Source organism: Pseudomonas anguilliseptica, assembly GCF_900105355.1.
GTDB classification, from domain to species: domain Bacteria; phylum Pseudomonadota; class Gammaproteobacteria; order Pseudomonadales; family Pseudomonadaceae; genus Aquipseudomonas; species Aquipseudomonas anguilliseptica.
The window spans coordinates 4,626,786-4,647,610 of sequence record NZ_FNSC01000001.1; the positions used below are offsets into that span (position 1 = coordinate 4,626,786).

The 20,825-nt window shown below is 62.1% G+C and carries 18 protein-coding genes and 2 pseudogenes; 11 read left to right on the plus strand and 9 right to left on the minus strand.

Annotated elements, in window-relative coordinates:
• Position 1: 1 nt before the first annotated feature.
• From BLW24_RS22580 to BLW24_RS22590, 3 genes are all read right to left on the minus strand, one after another.
• Positions 2-1,417, minus strand: coding sequence for a TolC family protein (locus BLW24_RS22580; protein WP_244161237.1), 1,416 nt, complete (start codon positions 1,415-1,417; stop codon positions 2-4).
• A complete protein-coding gene (locus tag BLW24_RS22585; RefSeq protein ID WP_090387091.1) occupies positions 1,404-1,736 on the minus strand; it encodes a hypothetical protein in 333 nt (110 codons plus the stop codon). The genes BLW24_RS22580 and BLW24_RS22585 overlap by 14 nt, the downstream gene beginning before the upstream one ends.
• A gap of 120 nt (positions 1,737-1,856) precedes the next feature.
• On the minus strand, positions 1,857-2,273 hold the full coding sequence (locus BLW24_RS22590) for a hypothetical protein (RefSeq protein ID WP_090387093.1): 417 nt from the start codon (positions 2,271-2,273) through the stop codon (positions 1,857-1,859).
• Positions 2,274-2,382: 109 nt separating this feature from the next.
• On the opposite strand from BLW24_RS22590, the gene BLW24_RS22595 reads away from it, so the two are divergent.
• The 4 genes from BLW24_RS22595 to BLW24_RS22610 all read left to right on the plus strand — a co-directional run bounded on the left by BLW24_RS22595 (position 2,383) and on the right by BLW24_RS22610 (position 4,582).
• Complete coding sequence (locus BLW24_RS22595; protein WP_090387095.1) at positions 2,383-2,784, plus strand: hypothetical protein; 402 nt, start codon at positions 2,383-2,385, stop codon at positions 2,782-2,784.
• Between the two features lie 135 nt (positions 2,785-2,919).
• A complete protein-coding gene (locus BLW24_RS22600) occupies positions 2,920-3,465 on the plus strand; it encodes a P-loop NTPase family protein (protein WP_090387097.1) in 546 nt (181 codons plus the stop codon).
• Between the two features lie 26 nt (positions 3,466-3,491).
• Complete coding sequence (locus BLW24_RS22605) at positions 3,492-3,935, plus strand: NUDIX hydrolase (RefSeq protein ID WP_090387100.1); 444 nt, start codon at positions 3,492-3,494, stop codon at positions 3,933-3,935.
• A gap of 140 nt (positions 3,936-4,075) precedes the next feature.
• Positions 4,076-4,582 carry an NUDIX hydrolase gene (locus tag BLW24_RS22610; RefSeq protein WP_244161238.1) on the plus strand — a complete coding sequence of 169 codons (507 nt, stop codon included), beginning with the start codon at positions 4,076-4,078 and terminating at the stop codon, positions 4,580-4,582.
• A gap of 41 nt (positions 4,583-4,623) precedes the next feature.
• On the opposite strand, the gene fhuF is transcribed toward BLW24_RS22610, so the two are convergent.
• A complete protein-coding gene (gene fhuF / locus BLW24_RS22615) occupies positions 4,624-5,370 on the minus strand; it encodes a siderophore-iron reductase FhuF (protein ID WP_244161239.1) in 747 nt (248 codons plus the stop codon).
• 335 nt (positions 5,371-5,705) lie between these two features.
• Positions 5,706-6,686 carry an IS5 family transposase gene (locus BLW24_RS22620; protein WP_090379286.1) on the minus strand — a complete coding sequence of 327 codons (981 nt, stop codon included), beginning with the start codon at positions 6,684-6,686 and terminating at the stop codon, positions 5,706-5,708.
• Between the two features lie 82 nt (positions 6,687-6,768).
• Between BLW24_RS22620 and BLW24_RS22625 the strand changes: the two genes are divergently transcribed.
• The 6 genes from BLW24_RS22625 to BLW24_RS22650 all read left to right on the plus strand — a co-directional run bounded on the left by BLW24_RS22625 (position 6,769) and on the right by BLW24_RS22650 (position 13,918).
• Positions 6,769-7,989, plus strand: coding sequence for an MFS transporter (locus BLW24_RS22625; RefSeq protein WP_090387104.1), 1,221 nt, complete (start codon positions 6,769-6,771; stop codon positions 7,987-7,989).
• A gap of 61 nt (positions 7,990-8,050) precedes the next feature.
• Entirely contained in the window at positions 8,051-10,012 is a 1,962-nt protein-coding gene (locus BLW24_RS22630) for a TonB-dependent receptor domain-containing protein (protein ID WP_090387106.1), read from the plus strand.
• Between the two features lie 58 nt (positions 10,013-10,070).
• Complete coding sequence (locus BLW24_RS22635; protein ID WP_090387108.1) at positions 10,071-11,108, plus strand: FecCD family ABC transporter permease; 1,038 nt, start codon at positions 10,071-10,073, stop codon at positions 11,106-11,108.
• A 2-nt stretch (positions 11,109-11,110) separates the two neighbouring features.
• Positions 11,111-12,154 carry a FecCD family ABC transporter permease gene (locus tag BLW24_RS22640; RefSeq protein WP_090387109.1) on the plus strand — a complete coding sequence of 348 codons (1,044 nt, stop codon included), beginning with the start codon at positions 11,111-11,113 and terminating at the stop codon, positions 12,152-12,154.
• Entirely contained in the window at positions 12,154-12,972 is an 819-nt protein-coding gene (locus BLW24_RS22645; protein ID WP_090387110.1) for an ABC transporter ATP-binding protein, read from the plus strand. Before BLW24_RS22640 ends, BLW24_RS22645 begins: the two co-directional genes overlap by 1 nt.
• A gap of 4 nt (positions 12,973-12,976) precedes the next feature.
• Positions 12,977-13,918 carry an ABC transporter substrate-binding protein gene (locus BLW24_RS22650; protein WP_276326453.1) on the plus strand — a complete coding sequence of 314 codons (942 nt, stop codon included), beginning with the start codon at positions 12,977-12,979 and terminating at the stop codon, positions 13,916-13,918.
• Positions 13,919-14,011: 93 nt separating this feature from the next.
• On the opposite strand, the gene BLW24_RS27310 is transcribed toward BLW24_RS22650, so the two are convergent.
• Entirely contained in the window at positions 14,012-14,515 is a 504-nt protein-coding gene (locus BLW24_RS27310) for an AMP-binding enzyme (protein WP_420875046.1), read from the minus strand.
• Positions 14,489-15,402, minus strand: a pseudogene (locus BLW24_RS27315) (AMP-binding protein); the annotation flags it as partial. The pseudogene BLW24_RS27315 and the gene BLW24_RS27310, both read right to left, overlap by 27 nt.
• On the opposite strand from BLW24_RS27315, the gene BLW24_RS27320 reads away from it, so the two are divergent.
• Complete coding sequence (locus tag BLW24_RS27320; protein WP_276326455.1) at positions 15,283-15,534, plus strand: hypothetical protein; 252 nt, start codon at positions 15,283-15,285, stop codon at positions 15,532-15,534. The pseudogene BLW24_RS27315 and the gene BLW24_RS27320 sit on opposite strands and share 120 nt — an antisense overlap.
• On the opposite strand, the gene BLW24_RS22660 is transcribed toward BLW24_RS27320, so the two are convergent.
• A complete protein-coding gene (locus BLW24_RS22660; RefSeq protein ID WP_090387112.1) occupies positions 15,486-20,048 on the minus strand; it encodes a non-ribosomal peptide synthetase in 4,563 nt (1,520 codons plus the stop codon). The two genes, BLW24_RS27320 and BLW24_RS22660, sit on opposite strands and share 49 nt — an antisense overlap.
• A gap of 10 nt (positions 20,049-20,058) precedes the next feature.
• Positions 20,059-20,824, minus strand: a pseudogene (gene dhbA, locus BLW24_RS22665) (2,3-dihydro-2,3-dihydroxybenzoate dehydrogenase).
• Position 20,825: the final 1 nt, after the last annotated feature.

The window sequence follows — 20,825 nt, forward strand, 5'->3', positions numbered from 1 at the left end:
ATCAGTGCCCGGCGGGCTCGTCAGTGGCGGCCATAGCCGGAGTGCTCGGTGACAGGCTGGGCGCGCCCAACAGGGCCATATCCAGATCCGCCTTGGCGATCCAGAAGTCGCGTTGCGCCTGCAGGTAACCGTCGACCGCGAGAATTTGCTTGCGGGCATCGGCTAGCAGCTCAAAGGTGCTGATAAACATGCCGTTGTATTGCAGAACATTTTCCTCGGCGATCCGCGCCCGCAGCGGTAGCACCTCATCACGGTAATGCCGGGCGATATCATGGCTGGCCTGGTAACCCAGGTAGGCCTCGCGTACCTGGGAGCGCGCGTTGATTGCCGTGGCGGCCGCACGGTTAAGCATCTGCCGGTATTGCGCCTCGGCTTTAGCCACCTTGGCCCCGCTCCAGTCGAACAACGGCAACTCCACGCTGATCTCATAACCGCGCTGGGTCGGCTCTTCATTGGAGCGGTTATTCGCCACGCCCAGCTCCAGCACATTGATAAAGCGCGTGGTCTTGCTCAACCCGAGGTTCTTCGCCAGGCGTTCGGCGTCCAGACGCATGACTTGGATATCAAGGCGCTGCGCCATAGCCATGCGTTCGACATCCGGCAACTGCTCAGGCTTAGCTGGCAACTCAGGCAGACGCTCGGGCAGGCTGAAGTCGATCTGCTCACCCCACAGCCCAAGTAGACGCGTCAGTTGCTCACGACTCTGCACGCGGGCTTGTTGCGCACGGATCAGGTTGAGCCCGGCATCGGCATAGAAGCTCTGCTCCTGGGCACGCTGCAAGGTGCTGTAGTTGCCCACTGCGGCCAACCGCCGGGCCAGCTCAGCCGACACCTCAGCCGCCTGCATAACCTGCTGCATATAAACCAGGCTTTCCTGCGCCGTCACCGCACGGTACCAAGCCTTGCGTGTCTGGCTGGCCAACTCGAATAACGCCAGGCTGGTCTGCCGCTGCACTTGCTCGAAGCGCTTAGCCTCAATACCCGAGGTCAGCGGCATGGCGATCAGCCGCGCCAGGTTGATATGCAGGCCACGCTCGTACTCCACCTCGCTGCCCTTCTCCATACGACCGAAGGAAAAGCCAGGGTTGGGGATACGCCCGGCCTGCACACGCTCGGCTTCGCTGATACCCAGCGCATCGAAGCTTGCCTGCAAGTCGCGGTTATTCAGCAAGGCAACCTGCACGGCGGCATCCACCGTCAGCGGCTCGGCCAGCAACTCGGCGACCCGCTCGGCCACCTGACTACGCTGCTCCGGGGTTTTCACCCAGGTCACCTGTTTGTCCAACTGCGCCTGGCTGGCCTGCTCGACCTGAGTAAAACCGCCATCCTGGCTAAAGCTGGCGCAGCCGCTCAGTAGCACAACCAACACGCCAAGCCCGACGCGGTTCGTCATGCCACTCGTTTTAGTGATGGCCATGGTGCGCCTCCATTGGCTTGCTCAGCGGCTCAGCGGGCTGCTGCGCCGGGGTTACCTGGGTATCGGTCTCCTGGGCATACGGTTCCTGAGCATAGGTGCGCCAGCCGCCGATCCGGCCGACCAAATCATTGGCCTCGCGCCAGTCGTACGGCGGCTGCTCAGTAAAACCCTGATAGGCCTTAAGCGGCGATTGATAGTGCAGAGCCGGCGTAGCGGCCTGGGCGTCCAGCGGGTCGGGCGACTCGGCCCAGCTGCCGGCCGGCAGCAACCATGCCAAGCAGATAAACGCCTGCCGGCGGGCAAAGAAAAAACGCATCATCGAAGAGTCTCGCGTGCAGCGGCGTTGCCTGCACTGCGCAGGTACACACCGACTATAGCTAAATACGCGTTAAGCGGGCCTGGGCAACAACAGCGCCAGGTGCGTCACGCACGGTTTGGCTTAAGCGAGAAACAGGCGTGGGGGTCTTTCGGGGGTTTCGGCGATAAAGCCGACAAACTGATCCAGTCGCGCCAAGGACAGCTCGACCGCTTGCAGTGGGGAATTGCTGACAACCACCGTGCTCAGGGCCACCGCACCAACACAAAAGGCACAGAGGCTGCATAGGCTGTTATCGGCGGTAGACACGGACTTGCTGGAAGTGTCGCTGGCGTGATGTTCGCCATGGGCAGATGCCTTCGCAGGCTCAGCAATGACCATCGCGCCCGGATGATGCGCCGCCATTTGCGGATCAACCTGGGCCATCGCCCCGCTCTGCTGGGTTACCGCGCATAACTGCATGCTGATGGCGGCCATGCTCTGCGCCGGGAGGGCGAGCATTAGCATCCAGATCAGAGCGGTACGCAGGGTTTTACGCATGGTGCGAGTTTGTCTTCAGCACAGTTGATGGGTCGGATTATCCACCCAATGCATCATTTGTCTATGCCTGAGATGGGCAAACGCCCGCACAGCTGGCTATGATCGGGCCATGACCAGCACACCACCGCTGCGCCAACCCTGCCCTCCCGGCGCCTGCGACTGCGGCCGCGAGCGACTGCTGGAAAATCCCAGCAGCGATATGCGCATCCTGCTGCTCACCCGCAGCGAGGAAAAACGTCTGCTAGAAAGGCTGGAAAACCTTGATAGCCTGGCGGACCTGGAAAAGCTGCAGCGACGCATCTATGAGCAGCTCGGTGTGCGCGTCACCGTCGCCCCCGGCTTTAATGAGGTGCGCAGCATGCGCGGCATCGCCATCCAGATTGATGAACTGCCGGGGCTGTGCCGCAAAACCCGTCAGGCCATTCCTACCGCCATCCGCCGCGGCTTGGAAAAGCGTCCGCAGATTGCCTACGACCTGCTTAACGCCCATGACCTGTTTCGCGATATTTAAGGCGCTGGGTGAGAGGGTCGTGAACTGGTAAACAGGGCTAAACGCAGGTGACCTCATGTGCCGAAAACCGCGCGGTTGACAGGCTGGTAAAAATCAGCAGAATCGCCGCCCCTTTTCCACGGATGGAAGTCCTTCGTGCAACGGATTGTGATTTTGGGCAATGCTGGCAGCGGCAAGTCCACTCTGGCTCGCTCCTTGAGCAAATGCCTCAGTTTGCCCGTAGTGCATCTGGACACACTGTTCTGGGAGCCTGGCTGGGTCGAACCAGACGCGGCGCAGTTCCGTGAAAGGGTCCGCGAGGCGCTCACAACTGATGCCTGGATCTGTGAAGGCAACTACGCCCGACGCACCTTCGACCTGCGCTTGCCCAGCGCCGATCTGATTATCTGGCTTGATACGCCGCGCCTGACCTGTCTGAGGCGCGTCATCGTTCGTAGCGCATTGAACCGACCCCGCCCTGACCTTCCAGCAGGCTGTAGAGAAAAACTAGACCGGGCATTTCTGGATTTTCTTAAATTCGTTTGGCAGTTCGACCATGGCTACCGCCAAGGTATCGACGCAGTGCGCATGGCCATAGGGCCGACGGTGCCTACAGTGCATTTACGAGGCGTTCGACAGATTGCCGCCTTCCTTGATCGGCTGCCCGTAACACCTGCAACCCGGCCCAGCTCGATCAATTGACGACCAGAAGAAAGGGATTATTACTCGTGGCAAAACACTTCATTCGCCCGCTCGCGCTGTGCATTTTTCATCATCGGGGGAAAATACTGGTCAACCAATTCAACGATGCCGATGAGAACCGGACGCTTTTTCGTCCCATTGGCGGCGGCATTGAATTCGGCGAAAGGAGCCACGACGCCATCGTCCGCGAAGTACAGAAAGAACTGGGCCGCTCGATCAGCGATATTCGCCTGATTGGCACGCTGGAAAGCATCTTCACCTACGCAGGCAAGCCAGGGCACGAGATTGTCCAGGTCTACGATGCACGGTTTGACGACGCAGAGGTCTATGAACAACCCTGGCTAGACGGCCATGAAAGCGATGGCGCGCCGTTCAGGGCCTCGTGGCACTCCAGCGCCAGCTTCACCCCGGCATCACCTCTGGTACCGGAAGGGCTCTACGACCTGCTCAAGCGAGCATCGCTGTTGTGACAGCCCATCGGTAGCCGGGGCTGACCGTATGCCAATTAAGACAATGTTGGCATACGGCGCAATTTTCAAACTCAAGGGTCAGGCACATGGCATTCCGGGTAGCGAAAGCCTCCATTACTACCGCCCTGATGGAGGCTGGCTTGGAAGATGCTCGTGGCCCCAACCTGCTTGCGACCAAAGCATGCCCTGTGGTTGTGCGGATGATTGACGGCTTGGAGTACCTGTTGGTGTTCAAGCATCCGCTAGCGGGTTACCAACTGGTGAAGGGCACCATTGAATGGGCTGAGCGGCCTGCCCATGCAGCCGTGCGCGAGCTTGCTGAAGAATCGGGCATTTGCAATGCTCAGGCAGTAAGGGATCTAGGCAGCTGGAATGCCGGGTACGAGCAACAGATCTGGTCGTTTCAGCTTTGTGAGGTCGCAGAGTCGCTACCCCACCAGTGGCGCTTCAACACAGATGATGATGGCGGACATGTCTTTGAGTTCTTCTGGCATCCGTTGAGTGCTGATTTTCCCACGCCTTGTCACAGGCTATTTCAGGCAGCCTGGGCACAGATCAGAAAGCGGCTTTACGCCACGAACGCGGACACACATAAGCCCTTACAGATGCTCACAGCAGCTCATCGCTCTACCCAAAAACCGACCTGACTCACTACACCCACAACCTGCTGCGCGATGCATAGCACGAGTTACTGAGGCTGCTTGAGCCGTGGACAATTGGGGCACAACTCCACCCCTGGCAACACGTAGCGGATGCAGCACAAACGGCGCTGCCGCCAGGGCCGTATCTGGCCATCGGCGTGCTCGATATCGATATAGCGGATTGGCGCATACAGCGGGTTGCGCGAACCATCCGGGCGTTGCGCGGCGCTCAGTAGGCGCTGGCCATCGAGCAATAACTCTGCTTGCTCGCTGCGTTTTTGCAGTTGTCCAAGCCAGGCCTCGAAGTAGTTACCAGCATTGCTCCAGAGTACCTTCGCCGACACTCCGGTATGAGCGCAGAGCGCCTGGATAAAGGGCTGCAGATTGTCATCAAGCAGATGGGCGAAACGCTCAAAGGGATTTTGCGGCGGCGGCAACTGCTCGCAAGGCCCAGGCAACTTAAACACCAGCGGCAAGCCTTCGTCATCAACGATGATCGCCAACTGCTCCATCCGCAGCGGCATGCGCTGGTTCAGCAGCAGCGCCGCACTGATTACCGGCGGAAACAGGCGCATAAAGTACTGATTGGCCCAGATCGACGCCAAGCCGCGCTGGTCGGCCGTCGCGAATTGCGGACGGAAGCGCGCCATCAAGGTACTCAGCGTCTGCGGCTGGAGAAATTGCGCGCCACTGATGGCCTCGCGCGGATCATCCGCCGCCACAAAAACATTGCGGTAACGTGTCAGATCACCGCTGAACAGCATGGCCAGCCCGGACAACATCTCTTCTTCCACGGAGGTATCCGTTGAGGTCGCTAGAGCAGCGGTTGCAGGCAAAATCGGCGCCTCAGCAGCAGCGTTCTTCCTAGAAATATCCTTGCCGTGCAATGCCGTCATCCGTCAAAAGAACCAATAATAACGCTAACGATTAGCGTTTGCGAAATACTGATTCATTACTTAAGATGCAGCCCGCGCCCAATCTAGGGATGGTCTGAAGTAGCCATGTATTTCTGGCTGACTTCAGCCCCCGCCGATTTTGAAAGCGGCAAATCGATCAAAAACGATCAGATTACCCATTCATTTCTGTGTTTTTAGCCGCCGCGAGTAGCTCGCGGCAGCCATTTCCCGCATTACAGGCGCACCTCTCCTGCATTGGTCAGTAAATGTCGGCGTGCCATCCACAGGTTCGACAGCGCGAACAGCGTCATCAGTTGCGCCGTGTTCTTGGCCAAGCCACGGAAGCGTGTCTTTACATAACTGAACTGACGCTTGATCACCCGGAACGGGTGCTCAACCTTGGCGCGCACCTGGGCCTTGGCCTTCTCGATCTTGCGTTTGGCTTTGTACAGCGGGCTGCTCTTACCCAGCTTCTTATAGGTGCTGCGGCGGGCAGCAACCTGCCAGATCACCTCGCGCCCATCATGTTCGGGGCGCTTTTCGACGCCGGTATAACCCGCATCGGCGCGCACCACGTTTTCCTCGCCGTGCAGCAACTTGTCGACCTGAGTGACATCCGCCACGTTGGCCGCCGTGCCTACCACGCTGTGTACCAGCCCCGACTCGTCATCCACGCCAATGTGCGCCTTCATGCCGAAGTAGTATTGGTTGCCCTTCTTGGCCTGGTGCATCTCTGGGTCGCGTTTGCCGTCCTTGTTCTTGGTCGAACTCGGCGCATTGATCAGCGTGGCATCGACGATGGTGCCTTGGCGCAACGACAGGCCACGGTCGCCAAGATAGCCATTGATGACGGCCAGGATGCCGGCAGCCAACTCATGTTTCTCCAGCAGACGACGGAAGTTGAGGATGGTGGTTTCGTCGGGGATACGTTCCAGACTCAGCCCGGCGAACTGCCGCAGGATAGTGGTCTCGTACAGCGCTTCTTCCATCGCCGGGTCGCTGTAGCCGAACCAGTTCTGCATCAGGTGCACACGTAGCATCGCCATCAGCGGATAGGCCGGCCGACCGCCTTCACCCTTGGGGTAATACGGTTCGATCAGTGCGATCAAACCCTTCCACGGCACCACCCGATCCATCTCGATCAGGAACAACTCTTTGCGGGTCTGCTTGCGTTTGCCGGCGTACTCGGCATCGGCGAAGGTCATTTGCTTCATCGGAAAACTCGGCGGGTGGCGTCCGGGCATTTTGCCAAAATCAGGAAGTCTTATTCAGAGTTTCCCTAGAGCGGTTATGCACATGGATGATGTTGGACAGTCGAAAGCAGCCGTGCATCTGGCGATGCTGATAAACCTGCTTTCCATCGGCAGCCTGATGATGGTGATGCCCCTGAGTCCAGATCTGGTTCGTCACCTCGGCATGCAGGCCAGCCATGTCGGCTATATCAGTGGCGGCGCCACGCTCGCCTCTGCCCTGAGCATGGCTCTGGCGGCGCCCTGGCTGGATCGCCTGCCGCGCAAGCAGGCGCTGGTAATCCTTCTGACCCTGCGTTTCGCCCTGCTGATGGCCTGTGCCCTGACCAGCAGCGCCGAGCAGCTGATTCTGCTGTTTGTACTCTCCGGTTTGGTTGCCGGGCCCATGGGCGCGCTGCTGATGGCAAGCATGCTCGACATCATCCCGCCGGCCGAACGCGGGAGAAAACTCGCCTATATCGGCATGGGCTTTTCTCTGGCAGCCATTGTGGTGGTACCCCTGGCTCTGGAGCTGGCGCTGCGTTGGAGTTGGCAAGCGCCCTTTATCGTCTTCGGCGGCCTGGGCCTGGCGCTGGCGTTGCTGTGTCACCTGCTGCTACACGTTCAGACCAGCGCTTCGCGGCCCAGCGGCTCGGTATTGCCACTGCTGAAATCGCAGCTGTGCTTAGGTGCACTGGCGATCACCGCGCTACAGATATTCGGCCACTTTCTGCTGGTGCCGCATTTTTCCAACTACTTCCAGTTCAACCTGAATTTCCCCCGCGAGCAGATCGGCCTGCTGTTTCTCTGCGGCGGCCTGGCCAGCCTCGCGGCCATGCGCCTGGGCGGTATCTGGATTGATCGAGGCCAGGCGCTGACGGTGATTCTGCTCAGCAGCTTCGGTCTGGCACTGACCACGCTGTTGGGTTTCGCCGCGCCGATTGGCCTGTCGATTTACCTGGTCTTCGTGCTGTTTATGGCCGCCAGCGCGGTGCGCACCAACAGCAGCATGACCATTGCCGCCGCGATCCCGCCGCCGCACCAGCGCGCCGCATTTATGGCGTTTCAGGGCACCGTCAGCAACGTCGCAGCCGGGCTCGGCAGCCTGTTTTCGGCGCTCTACCTGAGCACCGGCGCAGACAACCAGCTTCAAGGCTTCAACCAATTAAGCGGCTTTTATGTGGTCGTCGGAATACTCACGGGGGTGGGTATGTGGTTGCTCCAACGCGGTATCCGGCGACGCGACGCCGCCAGCCACGCCGCAGGCATAACAACACAGGCGGGCTGAAACCGCCGATCACCAGTGATCAGCTGCAAACGCGTCAACACCTACTCAAATGGAACCTGTCATGTCTTTTGTCAGAAACATCAATCACCGTCGCGCCATCTCGGTGGGCGTACTGGGTGGCCTGCTGCCTTTCGCGGCGCTGGCCGACAACAGCGTCACCCTGGAAGACAGCATCGTCACCGCCTCGCAGACCGCGCACAGTCAGCTCAGCGCCCCGGCCAGCGTGTCAGTCGTGACCCGCGCCGAACTCGACAAAATGCCGGTTTACGATCTGGCCGACGCGGTCAAACGCCTGCCCGGCGTACATATCAATACCTCCTCGGCCTATGGCCGCAAGGAGATCAAACTGCGCGGCATGGATTCGGACTACACCCTGCTGCTGGTCAACGGCCGCCGTATTAACTCGCGCGACGCCCTGACCTCCAATTACGCCAACGATTTCGATTTGTCCTCGATCCCCATGGCAGCGGTTGAGCGCATCGAAGTGATCCGTGGCCCGATGTCTTCGCTGTATGGCGCCGATGCCCTGGGCGGCGTGGTCAACGTGATCCTGCGTCAGCCAACCAGCAGCACCAAAGCTGGCGTAGCCGCCAGCTATGAGAGCCCCCGCAAGGGCGATGAAGGTGACAGCCTTAAGACCAGTGGCTACCTCAGCGGTGCACTGATCGAAAACACCTTGCTCGGCAACCTGATACTCGAGTCCACCGACCAGGAAGCCTGGCAGTCCGAACAACTCACCCTGAGAGGCACCGATGCTGCGGAAAAACGCCGAGGCAACAATATCTTGGGTTCTCTCAGCTGGCTGATCAACGAACAGCAAAGCATTGATCTGGACATCAGTCACCGCGAAGAAGCACGCAAAGCGCGTTGGAACAACTACGGTGCATTGATCACCAATATCCAAGACATGGATCGCACCACACTCGGCCTGGCCCACAACGGTAATTGGGACAGCTTCAACTCCCGTGTGCGCTACTACTACGAAAAGGTCGAGCTGACCGACGATTCAGAGATCATGACCGCGCTGCGCAAACGCGTCGGTGAGGTGGAGCAGAACAACCACACCGTCGACGGGCAGATTTCCACCACCCTCGGTAGCCACCTGCTGACCGCCGGTAGCGAGCTGCGCCGTACCACCCTGGAGCATAACCAGAACCTCGGCAAGGAAACCGAAGTCGATCAGAAGGCCATCTACCTGCAGGATGAATTCTCCCTCGGCGCACTCGATATCACCCTTGGCGCACGCTGGGATGACCATGAAGTGTTCGGCGGCGCATTCAGCCCGCGCCTCTACGGCATCTACAACCTGACTGATAACTGGGTACTCAAGGGCGGCGCCGGCAAGGCGTTCAAAGCGCCAGACATCACCCAATCCGACGAAAGCTACAGCGTGCTGGCCTGCCGGGGCATGTGCCAAATCGTCGGTAATCCGGACCTGAAACCGGAAACCTCGCTCAGCTATGAGCTGGGCACCCTGTATCAGAATGAGCGCCTGCAAGCCGGCATCATGTTCTTCAACAACGAGATTGAAGACATGATCGTCAGCGATAGCTGGCGCGCCGGGTATCGTCCTAAGGTGATGACCTACACCAACGTCAGCAAAGCGCGCGTACAAGGCTACGAATTACAAGGCCGCTACGCCTTCACCGACACCGTGGCCGCACGTGCTAATTACACCTACTCCGACGCCGAAGATCGCGATACCGGCAAGCCGCTCAACTACAGTCCGCAGCACATCGCCAATATCGGCTTCGACTGGCAGGCATTACCAAAACCGGGTCTGAATCTGGACTACCAGTACACCGGCAGCCAGATGCTGGTCGTACCAGCCAAATCGGCCAGCTTCGAATCGGGCGCTTACTCCACCCTCAGTCTGGGCAGCAACTTCCAGGCAACCAAAGAACTCACTCTCAAAGCTGGTCTGAACAACCTGACCAACACCAAGCGTGATGACGTCGCTCAGTCCATCGACCACATTTTGATGGGCCGCACCGTCTACGTAGGCTTCAGCTACGACCTGTAACACCCGTACCCCGGCGGCACCTGTCGCCGGGGTTATCCGAATTCTGTCCAGTAGAACCATGAGCCAAACAACCCGTACCCTCCGCATCCAGCAACGCCACGTCCTGTTCGCCGGTAGCCTGTTGCTGCTCGGCCTGCTGGCGCTATCCCTGGCCACCGGTGCAGGACAATACGGCGCTGCGGATGTGCTCGGTTTTCTACTGGGCAACCCCAGCAGCCTGGCCGATGACAAACTAGCCATGGTGGTTAACAGCCTGCGCCTGCCACGCACTCTCGCTGCACTGCTGGTCGGCGCCAGCCTGGCGTTGGCCGCCACCCTGCTGCAAAGCGCCACCCGTAACCCATTGGCCGAACCTGGCCTGCTCGGCGTCAATGCCGGCGCGGTGCTCGGCCTGGTGGTCGGGCTGATCTACTTTGGCGTCGAGTCGACCCATGGCTACCTGCTCTGGGCCGGTGCCGGCGCGCTGCTGGGCAACCTGCTGGTGCTCGGCATCGGCGTCATGCTCGGCCAGGCCAGCCCGCTCAAACTAATCCTCGCCGGTATGGCGCTGGCGGCGGTATTTGGCGGCATCGCCAACTTTCTGCTGCTCTCCACTCGGGTGGCGCTGGAGCAGTTCCGCTACTGGAACCTCGGCTCATTGTCGGCCTCCGAGCTGTCTGCAGTGACCACAGTCAGCCCGCTGGCACTGCTCGGCTTGGTGCTCGCCGCCCTGCTCTGCCGGCAACTGACGCTGATGCAGATGGGCGACAGTCAGGCCCGCGCCCTGGGTATCTCGACTACCTGGGTGCGCGTTGGCGTGCTGCTCGCCGCCACCCTGCTGACCGCCTGCGCCATCGCCCTGGCCGGGCCAATCGGCTTTGTCGGTTTCCTCGCTGCCTACTGCGCCCGTCTGCTGGAACCGGTAGCGCTGCTACGCCAGCTGCTGTTCTCCAGCCTGTTTGGCATGCTGTTTCTGCTCGCCGCTGACATCCTCGCACGCTGGCTGGTGCAACCCTATGAGCTGCCTGTCGGCACTTTGCTGGCTGCGCTCGGTGCGCCGGCTTTGATCGCCATCGTTCTGCGTGGCGGCTTCCGTTCTCTATTGGCGGTGAAATAAACATGCCTAGCCATCAACCCTCCGGGCTCTGGCATCTGCGTCTGGGCCCACTCAATTTACTGTTGCACCGGCGCACCTGGCTGCTCAGCCTGCTGGTGCTGGCGGTGCTACTGACGCTAGTGATCGTGGCCATCAGCCTCGGCTCCGGGCGCATGGGAGTGTTCGATGTACTGGCCACGCTCAGCGGCCAGGGCAGCAAGCTCGACGACATCATGGTGTTCAAGATCCGCATGCCACGGGTCGCCGCGGTGGTGGTCGCAGGGCTGGCCATGGGCATGGCTGGTTGCCTGATTCAGACCCTGGTACGCAACCGCCTGGCCACCCCGGATATGGTCGGGGTCAACGAAGGCGCATCGCTGGCGGTGATCGGCTTTGCCCTCTACCTGACCCTTGGCAGCTGGCCCTGGTGGGCCTCGCCGCTGGGTGCGGCGCTGGCCGCTGTGGCGTTATTTGTTCTGTGCCGCCGTCCAGGTGAGCAAGGCTATCTGTTTATTGTGATCGGCATCGCCCTGTCGGAACTGCTCGGGGCCGTTGGCGATTTCATGATGGCCACTCAGCCGCTGGTACATCTGGGCAGCATCTACCTGTGGACCATGGGCCACTTCGCCGGGGCCAGCTACAGCACGGTCGCGCCAATTGCGCTGATTCTGCTCGCACTCTGCCCTCTACTGGCCTGGCTTAACCGCCCGCTGGCGCTGCTGCGCTTCGGCGAGGCGACGGCGCAGAACCTCGGCATCAAGGTCGCGGCGCTGCAACTGGCAGTGCTTGGCGTGGCGATTCTGGTGGCGGCGCTGGGCACCGCCATCGGCGGCCCGGTGATCTTTATCGCCATGGCCGCACCGATCATCGCCTCCTGGCTGGCCCGCGATCACCTCGCGCCGATCTGGCTGGCAGCGTTATGTGGCGCAGTGCTGCTGGTGGGCAGCGACACCCTGGTACGCCTGCTGGCGCAGCCCGAAGAAATTCCCACCGGGATCATGACCCGCCTGCTCGGCGGCGTTCTGTTGCTGATCCTGTTGCTCAAAGACCGCAAAGGCTCCGATTGATGACCCTGTTGTCGCCACCTGCGCAACTGCGCACGCACAACCTGAGCTTTGCCTACCAGGCCAAGCGCGTGTTGCAGGGCATATCGTTCGAGCTACCCAAAGGCAAGCTGATCGGCATTGTCGGGCCCAATGGCAGCGGCAAATCCACCCTGCTCAAGCTACTGGCGCGACAACTGCCATTGCAGGATGGCCAGATCGAACTCAATGGCACGCCGCTGCAGCGCTACGGGATGAAGGCCCTGGCCCGCGAGCTGGCCTTTCTCCCGCAGCGCCCGGTAATGGCCGAAGGCATTCGCGTCGAGCAGCTGGTGCAATACGGCCGCCATCCGCACCAGGGCTGGTTCAACCAGTGGAGCGCGGAAGATGCCTTGCAAGTCGCCCGTGCTCGCGACGCCATGCAACTGCAGGACATCTGGCAACAGGTCGCCTCCTCGCTGTCCGGTGGCCAGGCCCAACGCGCCTGGCTGGGCATGATCCTGGCGCAGAACACCGACCTAGTGCTGCTCGATGAACCTACCAGCGCCCTGGATATCGGCCACCAGGCCGAAGTCATGGAGGCGGTGCTGAATATTGTCGGCGAGGGCCGCACCGTGCTGATCGTGATTCACGACCTGGGCGTGGCCGCGCGCTACTGCGATGAAATCATCGCCCTGGATAACGGCCGCATCGCCGCTATAGGCCCGGCCCGTGAGGTGATCAACAAGGCCCTGATCGACCAACTCTATGACACCGACGTGGACATCCTTGCGGCGCCCGATGACGGCGCCCCGGTGGTGGTGCCGCGCCGGCGCAAACCCATCCACTCTGCACAGGACTAACCCGATGACTACTGTATTGCGCTGGAGCCTGCCCCTGCTGCTGGTCAGCCAACTGCTGAGCACGGCCGCCGTGGCCGACACCCGTCAGGTCGAAGACGCCTTCGGTAACCCGGTCACCGTGCCCAGCTCGCCGCAACGGGTAATTGCCTTGAGCGAATTGGATCTGGATGCGGCGCTGGCCCTGGGCATCACCCCGGTTGGAACGATTAACGGCCGTGGCCAGGCAGCGCCGCCGCGCTACCTCGACAGTAAAGCCCTGGCCGGGATCAAGGTGGTCGGCGATATCGACAACCCGAATCTGGAAACCCTGCTGGAACTGGAGCCCGACCTGATCCTTACCGGCCCGGTAAAACCCGAGCAACTGGCAATCCTCAATGAGATTGCCCCCACGGTGATCACCTTCGCCTGGGCCAAGCCCTGGCAGGAAAGCCTGCAACGCACCGCCAATGCACTCAACCAGAGCGCTGCCGCCGATGCGCTGCTGGCACGCTACAACGCCCGCGCCGCTGAAGCCCGCGAACGCTTGAAGGCTCACCAGGGCGAGACCTTCAGCATTGTGCGCTGGAACCCCAAAGGCCCGTCCTACATGTTCAAGGATGCCTTCGCCAGCAGCGTGATCAGCGACGTCGGCCTGGTTCGCCCGGGCTACCAGCAGGACCCCGGCCACACCCACTCCATGGCCCTGAGCCTGGAGTCGCTGCAACTGCTGGACGCCGACTGGCTGGTGATCGGCACCCTGAGCACCAGCGGTGAAGCCGTGGAAGCCCTGCAACAGGCCGAACATACTCCGGCGTTCAAGCAACTCTCGGCGATCCAGGGCAAACGCTTTGGCGCAGTCGATGGTTCGCTATGGACCTCGCTCGGCGGCCCACAGGCCGCCTTGCAGGTGATTGCCGATATCGAACAGCTGCTCAGCAAAGCCGACGCTCAGCCGCTGAAGAACTGAACGAATGTCTGTAGGTCGGCGCTGAGCGCAGCGAAGCCCAACGCGCCATGACGCGTTGGGCTTCGTCGCGTTGCTCCTCAACCCAACCTGCAACTATTCCGGAGCCGGCAAACGCTTGCGATCGAGCTTGCCACTGGCGGTTTTCGGCAAACTATCGAGCAGTAGGATGCGCCCGGGGATCATGTAGTGCGGCAGCCGCTGCTGCAGCGCGCGGCGAATGCTCATACGGCCCAAACCAGCGTCCTCGCGCAGTTCCACGTACGCCACCAGACACGCCTCATCGCCGCTGCCATGCAGGCGCACCGCCGCATCCTGCACGCCGTCGATACGCCTTAGACAGACTTCGATCTCGCCCAACTCGATGCGAAAGCCGCGCAGTTTGATCTGCTCGTCACGCCGCCCCAGATAGCGGTAGGCGTCTTCACCGACCCGCTGCACGCGGTCACCGGTGCGATACAGCTGGCGGCCTTGCCAGCTAATAAAGCTCTGTGCAGTCAGGTCATCACGCGCCCAGTAGCCGCTGGCCAACGACGGCCCTTCGATGCACAGCTCGCCCTCGCCGCCGATAGGTAACGCCTCGCCTGCCTCATCCAGCACCCAGTGGCGGTAGCCATCGAGGGACTGGTGCAGCAGCACGCCCTGCTCGCCGAGCGGCAATTGCACCTGCGCCATCAGCGACCAGACCGTGGCTTCGGTGGGGCCATAGCAATTCCACAGTTGGCCAACCAATGGCACCAGGCGCTCGGCCAGAGGCGCATCCAGCGCCTCGCCGCCGCACAACGCAGTCAGCCCGGCGCGGCCTGGCCAGCCGGCCTTGAGCAGCATGCGCCAGAATGCCGGGGTGGCCTGCAGGGTGTTGATTTCCGGATGCTCGGCCAAGAGCCTGAGCAGCGCATCCGGGTCCTTGTGCGCCGAATTGCCGACCACTTCCAGTGCGCCCCCGCCCCATAGCGGGCCGAGCATTTCCAGCTGGGAGATATCGAAGGCCGGGGTAGTGATAAACAACCAGCGGGTGGCGCTACCCAACTGCAGTCGGCGGCTGGCGGCGCTGAGGAAATTGGCCAGGGCGCGGCGGCTGATCACCACACCTTTGGGCCGCCCGGTGGAGCCCGAGGTAAACATCATATAAGCCGGCTGTTGCTCATCCAGCGCCGGCCAGCTTAGCTCGCCGCCCTCACCTTCGCGCAGGTGCAGGCTCGGCATGGCAAAGCTGCCCAGGCCCTCGGCATCCTGCAGCACCAGCGCCAGTTCGGCGTCGTCGGCAATGCCCTGCAAGCGCTCGAGGGGGAACTCCGGATCCAGCGGCACAAAGCACAACCCGTTATGCAGACAGGCCAGCGTCGCCGCCAACAGATCGGCGAGCGTTGCAAGTACAGGCCGACCCGCGCGCCAGGCGGCACGCCCCGCGCCGTCAGTTGCGCGGCAATCGCCGCCGTACGCGCGGCCAGGCGCGCGTAGCTGTAACGCTGGCCTGCCCAGCCCAGCGCCATGGCATCCGCCTGTTCGGCGAATACCTGCGCCAGGTGCGGACCCAGCAGTGGCACGCCGAGGTTGTGTTGCATCACCGTCATTGCTGTACCTCCATAGCCAACCTGGCCAATTCACCCAGGTGCTGACGTAGGCGCTGCAGCAACTGCTCGCTGAGATCACCACGCAGGCAGCCGATCTGCCGCAGGGTCAGGCGGCCATCAAAGATCCCGCCGTGCAGGCTGATCAGCTCTGCCGAACGATTGTCCGCCGCACTCGGCCGCCCCGGCGCGATGGGCAACGGCTGCCAATCACCCTGGCCACTGCGCGCGCTGCCCAGGTAGTTCAACGCCACCGGTGGCAGCGGCAAGGGGTTGGGTTCCGTCAGGCTGGCGCGCAGCGGCATATAACCGACGCCGTTGTCCGGCACCTGGCGCAGCTGTTCGGCGCACTGCGCAATCAGCTGCGCCCAGTCCGCCTGATCATCCAGCACCAGCGGGTACATGCTGGTAAACCAGCCCAGCGTGCGGCTGACATCCAGGCTCGGGTCAATCGCCTCGCGGCCATGGCCTTCCAGCAGAATCCACTGGCGCTGACCGAGGCCCATCTCGCTCAGCGTGCGGTTCAAGGCGGCCAACAGCAGGCTGCGCATCTCGCGGGCAAATACCTGAGTAGCGTGCTGGCTCAGTTGCTGGGTCAGCACTGGTTCCAGCTCGAGCAGATGCACCTGGGTCGGCTCGGCGCTGACCCATTCAGGCGCGATTCGGTAATCCATCGCAGCCATGCGTTCGCGCCAGAAGCGCAGCTGCGCACCGGCTTGCAACACATAGGCGGTCAGGCCCTGGCCCCATTGCCGGTAGCTGCTGGTCTTGGCCGGCAGCGCTTCGCCACGGTGCAACCGCGCCAGGTCATCGGCGAGAATGCGCCAGGACACCGCATCGACCACCAGGTGATGGCAGGCGATAAACAGTGCGCGGCCCTGCGGCAGGTTCTCCACCAGCCCCCAGCAGAGCGTGCGCCCCAGCATCGGCTCGAAGTGGCTTTGCAACTTGGTTAAGGCTAATTGCAAACCCGTTTCGCCCAGCTCGCGGTAGTCCAGTAATGCGGGTGAGCCCAGCGGCAGGTTCTCTAGATAACGCTGGCCACTTTCCGTTACCGCCAGGCGCAAGGCATCGTGATGCTGCAGCAGCTGTTGCAGATAGCTGCGTAACTGCGGTGCGCCAACGTCCTCGGGCAAGCGCAGCAGCACGCCCTGGTTCCAGTGCTGTGGGGTGGCCAGCGGCTGCTCGTAGAACCAGCGTTGAATCGGCTGCAAGGGAAACTCACCGATCAGCACGCCCTGCTCGGCCTGCACCGCGATATCTTTGCGCTTGCTGCCCAGCACCCGGCACAGGCGGCGCACGGTCTTGGCCTCGAACACTTCCTTGACCGAGCAGGCATAACCGGCATCGCGCAGGCGTGTGGTCAGCTGGATACTCAGGATCGAATCGCCGCCGAGCTGGAAGAAGTCGCTCTGCACACCGAGCGGCTGATTCAGCACGGCCTGCCAGATGGCGAGGATCTCGGCCTCGAGCGGGTTGGCTGGCGGCGTATGCTCGCCGCCAGCCGCCAGATCGATCTTCGGCAGTTGACGCAGGTCGAGCTTGCCATTGGGCGTCAGCGGCATCTGTTCAAGCAGCACCAGGCTGCTCGGCACCATATATTCCGGCAGGCGCTGCGCCACATCATGCAGGATCGCCTCGACCGCAGGCTGAGCTGCACCGGGCTTGAGCGCCGCGTAGGCGACCAGGGCCTGGCGCTGGCCATCGCGCAGCACCAGCACCTTGACCTGTTGCAACTCCGGGCAGCTAAGGCTCAGCTGGGTTTCGATCTCCCCCGGCTCAATGCGGTAGCCGCGCAGCTTGATCTGCTCATCCAGCCGACCGAGGTATTCATAGTCACCATTACCCAACAACCGCGCACGGTCGCCACTGTGGTACAGACGCAGCGTCACGCCGGCCACGCAGTGTTCGCGGAACACCGCCGCCGTGCGCTCAGGCTGATTCAGATAGCCGCGCGCCAGGCCGAGGCCGGCCAGACACAGCTCGCCCGGTACCCCGACCGGACAGAGGTTGCCCAACTCATCGAGGATCAGCGCCTGCATGCCGTCGATCGGCGAGCCGATGCTCAAACTGCTACCTGGCTCTAAGTGTTTGCATAACGCGGTCACCGTGGTCTCAGTCGGCCCGTACATATTGATCAGGCGTACCCTCCCGGCCCAACGTTCGACCAACCCAGCCGGACAGGCCTCACCGCCAAAGCCAATCGCCTGCACAGTCGGCAGCGCAGAGTCCGGCAAGGTGGCGAGCAAGGCGGTGGGGAAAATCATATGGCTGCTGGCGCTGCGCTCAATCTGCTCGACTAGATCTTCATCCGGCTCCCCCCAAACCAGACTCGCACCCTGGGTCAGCGGTAGCAGCGCACACATATTGCCGGCGTCGAAGGACAGCGACATGCAGTTGAACATGCGTGCCTCGCAGCTCAGTTGCAGGCGCTGGGCATGGTCCTGCAGCAGGTTGACCAGGCTACCCTGCTCGACCATCACGCCCTTGGGCAGGCCGCTAGAACCGGAGGTGTAGATCACCTGGGCAAGCTGCTGCGGATCATGGCCGAGCGCCGGGGTGGTCGGCAGCATGCCGTCCAGTTGCGCCTGCAGGCTGGCATCCTGCAGATCGACCCAGCGCACGCCAGTGTTCAATGCAAATGGCGGCTCGCCCTGGCCGACGATCAACTCGATGCCGGCATCGCCGAGGATGTGTTGCAAGCGTTCACGCGGGTAGGCCGGGTCCAGCGGCACGTAGGCGGCGTTGATTTTCCAGATGGCCATCACTGCCACGGCGAAGGCATTCTCGCGGCGCGCCAGGACGCCTAGCAGCGCACCCGGGCCGCAGCCCTGGCTAAGCAGCCAGTGCGCCAGGCGATTGGCTCGCGCATCCAGCTCGGCATAACTGACAGCGCTATGGCCAACACCCAGGGCCGGGCGCTGCGGATGCAGCCGCGCCATATCCTCGAACAGGCCCAGCGCCGTACGCCGGTTGGGATACTCACGGGGCAGCGCGGCCAGGCGCGCGGCGGTTTGCTGCACCAGTGGCTGATCGAGCAGTGGCAACGCCCAGATATCCATCTCGGGTTGTTCGACCACGGCCTCTAGCAGCAACAACAGGCGTTCGGCATAGCGTTCGATCGTGGCGTGCTCGAACAGCGCCGTGGCGTACAGCCAGTCAACCCGCACCGAGTCCATCAATTCGGTGACCTTGACCGAGATATCGGTCTTGGCCGGCAGCACCGGCGAGGTTTCCTCGACCGCCTGGCAACCGGGAATCAGGTCGTTGAAATCGACCCGCGCCTGGTACACCAGCATGATCTGGAAGATCGGGTTGATCGCCGTGTGGCGATCCATGCCGAGTGCCTCGCTAAGCGCCTCGAAGCGGTACAGCTGATGGTCGAAGGCTTCCAGGTCGTCCTTGCGGCAAGCCTGCAGGTAATCGCTAAAACTCTGCCGTTCGGGCAGCTGGGTGCGCAGCACCAGGGTGTTGACGAAAAAGCCCACCAGCCCTTCGATATCCGGGCGCTCGCGGTAGGCCAGCGGCGTGCCAATAACGATGTCGCGCTCGCCGCCATGTCGCGCCAACAGCAGCGCAAACACAGCATGCAGACCGATAAAGGGCGACGTGTTGTGCTGCTGGCAGAGCTGCTTGAAACGCTCCCACAACGCGTTGTCGATAGTCGAAAACACCAGCTCGCCACCACTGGCCTGATGCGCCGGGCGCGGTTTGTCCAGTGGCAGGCTGTGCACATCGGCGATGCCGCGCAGGCGCTCGACCCAGAAGGGTTTGAACTGCTCATGGTAATCACGGAACAGCGGCGAGTTGAACCAGCTGGCGTAGTCGATGTAGTTCAGCGCCGGCGCTTGCCAGTTCAATGGCTGGCGATTCTGGAAGGCCAGAAACGCGGTTTTGAGGTCGGCAAACATGTTCTTCACCGACCAGCCGTCGGAGATGATGTGGTGCTGGGTGATCAGCAGCACGTGCTCACGCGCACCGAGGCGCAGCAGGTGTACACGGGTCAGCTCACCCGTGGTGAGGTCGAAGGGCCGGTTGATTTCCTCGCGCACCCGTTGTGCCACCTGAGCTTCACGGGCTGGGAACTCGAGTGCGGACAAATCCTCGACGTCCAGTTGCAGCGGCCGCTGCAGCAAAATCTGCTGCTCGCCACGGCCCTCGGCATTACGCACAAAGCGCGTGCGCAGGCTGCCGTGACGCTGCGCCAGCGCATCGAAGGCGAACGCCAGCGCCGGCACATCCAGCTCGCCGCTCAGGCGGAAATACACCGGCATGTTGTACAGGTGCGAGCTTTCTTCGTACTGCTCGATAAACCACAAACCGCTCTGCGACGACGACAGCGGGCCGCTCTCGGCGTGTTGCGCCTGGATCGGCGCGGCAAAGGCGTTGGCGGCCGCCAGGCAGGTGATGATGGCGTCGCGGTTGGCGCGAATCTGCTGGCCCAACTCCGGGGTGATAGCGTCCTTGCTCGACTGGGAAACCAGCTGGCCCTGGGCATTCAGACTCAGCTGCACGCCCTGGCGGGCCAGCTGGTTCAGCAGGCCGATGATATTAGTGCTCATGCGTATCCTCTCAGTCGGTCAGGCTTGCGCCGCCGTCAAACCACGATGTCTTGCAGGGTGATGTGGCTGGCCAGACTGGAGGCCAGGAACAGCACGACGCTGGCGACCTCCGCCGGGGTGGCGATCTTCTGCAGCGGGATGCCCAGCTTGAACTGCTCGGGAAAGCCGGCGATGGTGCGCGTCGCTGCATCGGCGCTGTGCCACATGCCGCGCTGCATTGGCGTGTCGGTGGAGCCCGGTGACACCAGGTTGCAGCGCACGCCATGGGTCGCCAGCTCCAGGCCGGCAGTACGGATCAGGCTGCTCAGGGCTGCCTTGGACGCGCTGTAGGCGGCCATCTGCATGCGCGGCACATGCGCCGCGTTGCTGCTTACCGCCACTACTGCGCCACGCCGCCAGGCCTTGAAGCGCGGCATCAGCTGGCGCAGCAAATAGAACGGTCCGGAAACATTCACCCGCAGGCAGGCATCCCAGTCCTCCAGCGCCAGCTCCTCGATCGGTGCCAGACGCAGCACGCCGGCGACACTGGCCAGCACATCGATCACCCCATGGGCACCCAGTAACTCGTGGCAGGCCTGCTGCACCGCCTGGGCATCGCCGATATCCAGTACATAGCGGGTAAAGCCGTAATCCTGCTCGGGGAAGCTCAGGTCGAAGCCGATCACCTGCCCGCCCAACTGGGCAACCCCCTCCGCCACACTGCGGCCAATGCCCTGGCCGGCACCGGTGACCCAGATGGTCTGACCGCTGAAATCCATTTGTCTGTTTATTGGCATG

What these genes read in the sequence shown, in the direction of transcription:
- BLW24_RS22625 (WP_090387104.1), top strand. Translation starts at nt 6,769, where the DNA reads ATGGATGATGTTGGACAGTCGAAAGCAGCCGTGCATCTGGCGATGCTG.
- BLW24_RS22660 (WP_090387112.1), bottom strand. Translation starts at nt 20,048, where the DNA reads ATGAGCACTAATATCATCGGCCTGCTGAACCAGCTGGCCCGCCAGGGC.
- BLW24_RS22620 (WP_090379286.1), bottom strand. Translation starts at nt 6,686, where the DNA reads ATGAAGCAAATGACCTTCGCCGATGCCGAGTACGCCGGCAAACGCAAG.
- BLW24_RS22595 (WP_090387095.1), top strand. Translation starts at nt 2,383, where the DNA reads ATGACCAGCACACCACCGCTGCGCCAACCCTGCCCTCCCGGCGCCTGC.
- BLW24_RS22630 (WP_090387106.1), top strand. Translation starts at nt 8,051, where the DNA reads ATGTCTTTTGTCAGAAACATCAATCACCGTCGCGCCATCTCGGTGGGC.
- BLW24_RS22635 (WP_090387108.1), top strand. Translation starts at nt 10,071, where the DNA reads ATGAGCCAAACAACCCGTACCCTCCGCATCCAGCAACGCCACGTCCTG.
- BLW24_RS22650 (WP_276326453.1), top strand. Translation starts at nt 12,977, where the DNA reads ATGACTACTGTATTGCGCTGGAGCCTGCCCCTGCTGCTGGTCAGCCAA.
- BLW24_RS22645 (WP_090387110.1), top strand. Translation starts at nt 12,154, where the DNA reads ATGACCCTGTTGTCGCCACCTGCGCAACTGCGCACGCACAACCTGAGC.
- BLW24_RS22585 (WP_090387091.1), bottom strand. Translation starts at nt 1,736, where the DNA reads ATGATGCGTTTTTTCTTTGCCCGCCGGCAGGCGTTTATCTGCTTGGCA.
- BLW24_RS22580 (WP_244161237.1), bottom strand. Translation starts at nt 1,417, where the DNA reads ATGGCCATCACTAAAACGAGTGGCATGACGAACCGCGTCGGGCTTGGC.
- BLW24_RS22590 (WP_090387093.1), bottom strand. Translation starts at nt 2,273, where the DNA reads ATGCGTAAAACCCTGCGTACCGCTCTGATCTGGATGCTAATGCTCGCC.
- BLW24_RS22640 (WP_090387109.1), top strand. Translation starts at nt 11,111, where the DNA reads ATGCCTAGCCATCAACCCTCCGGGCTCTGGCATCTGCGTCTGGGCCCA.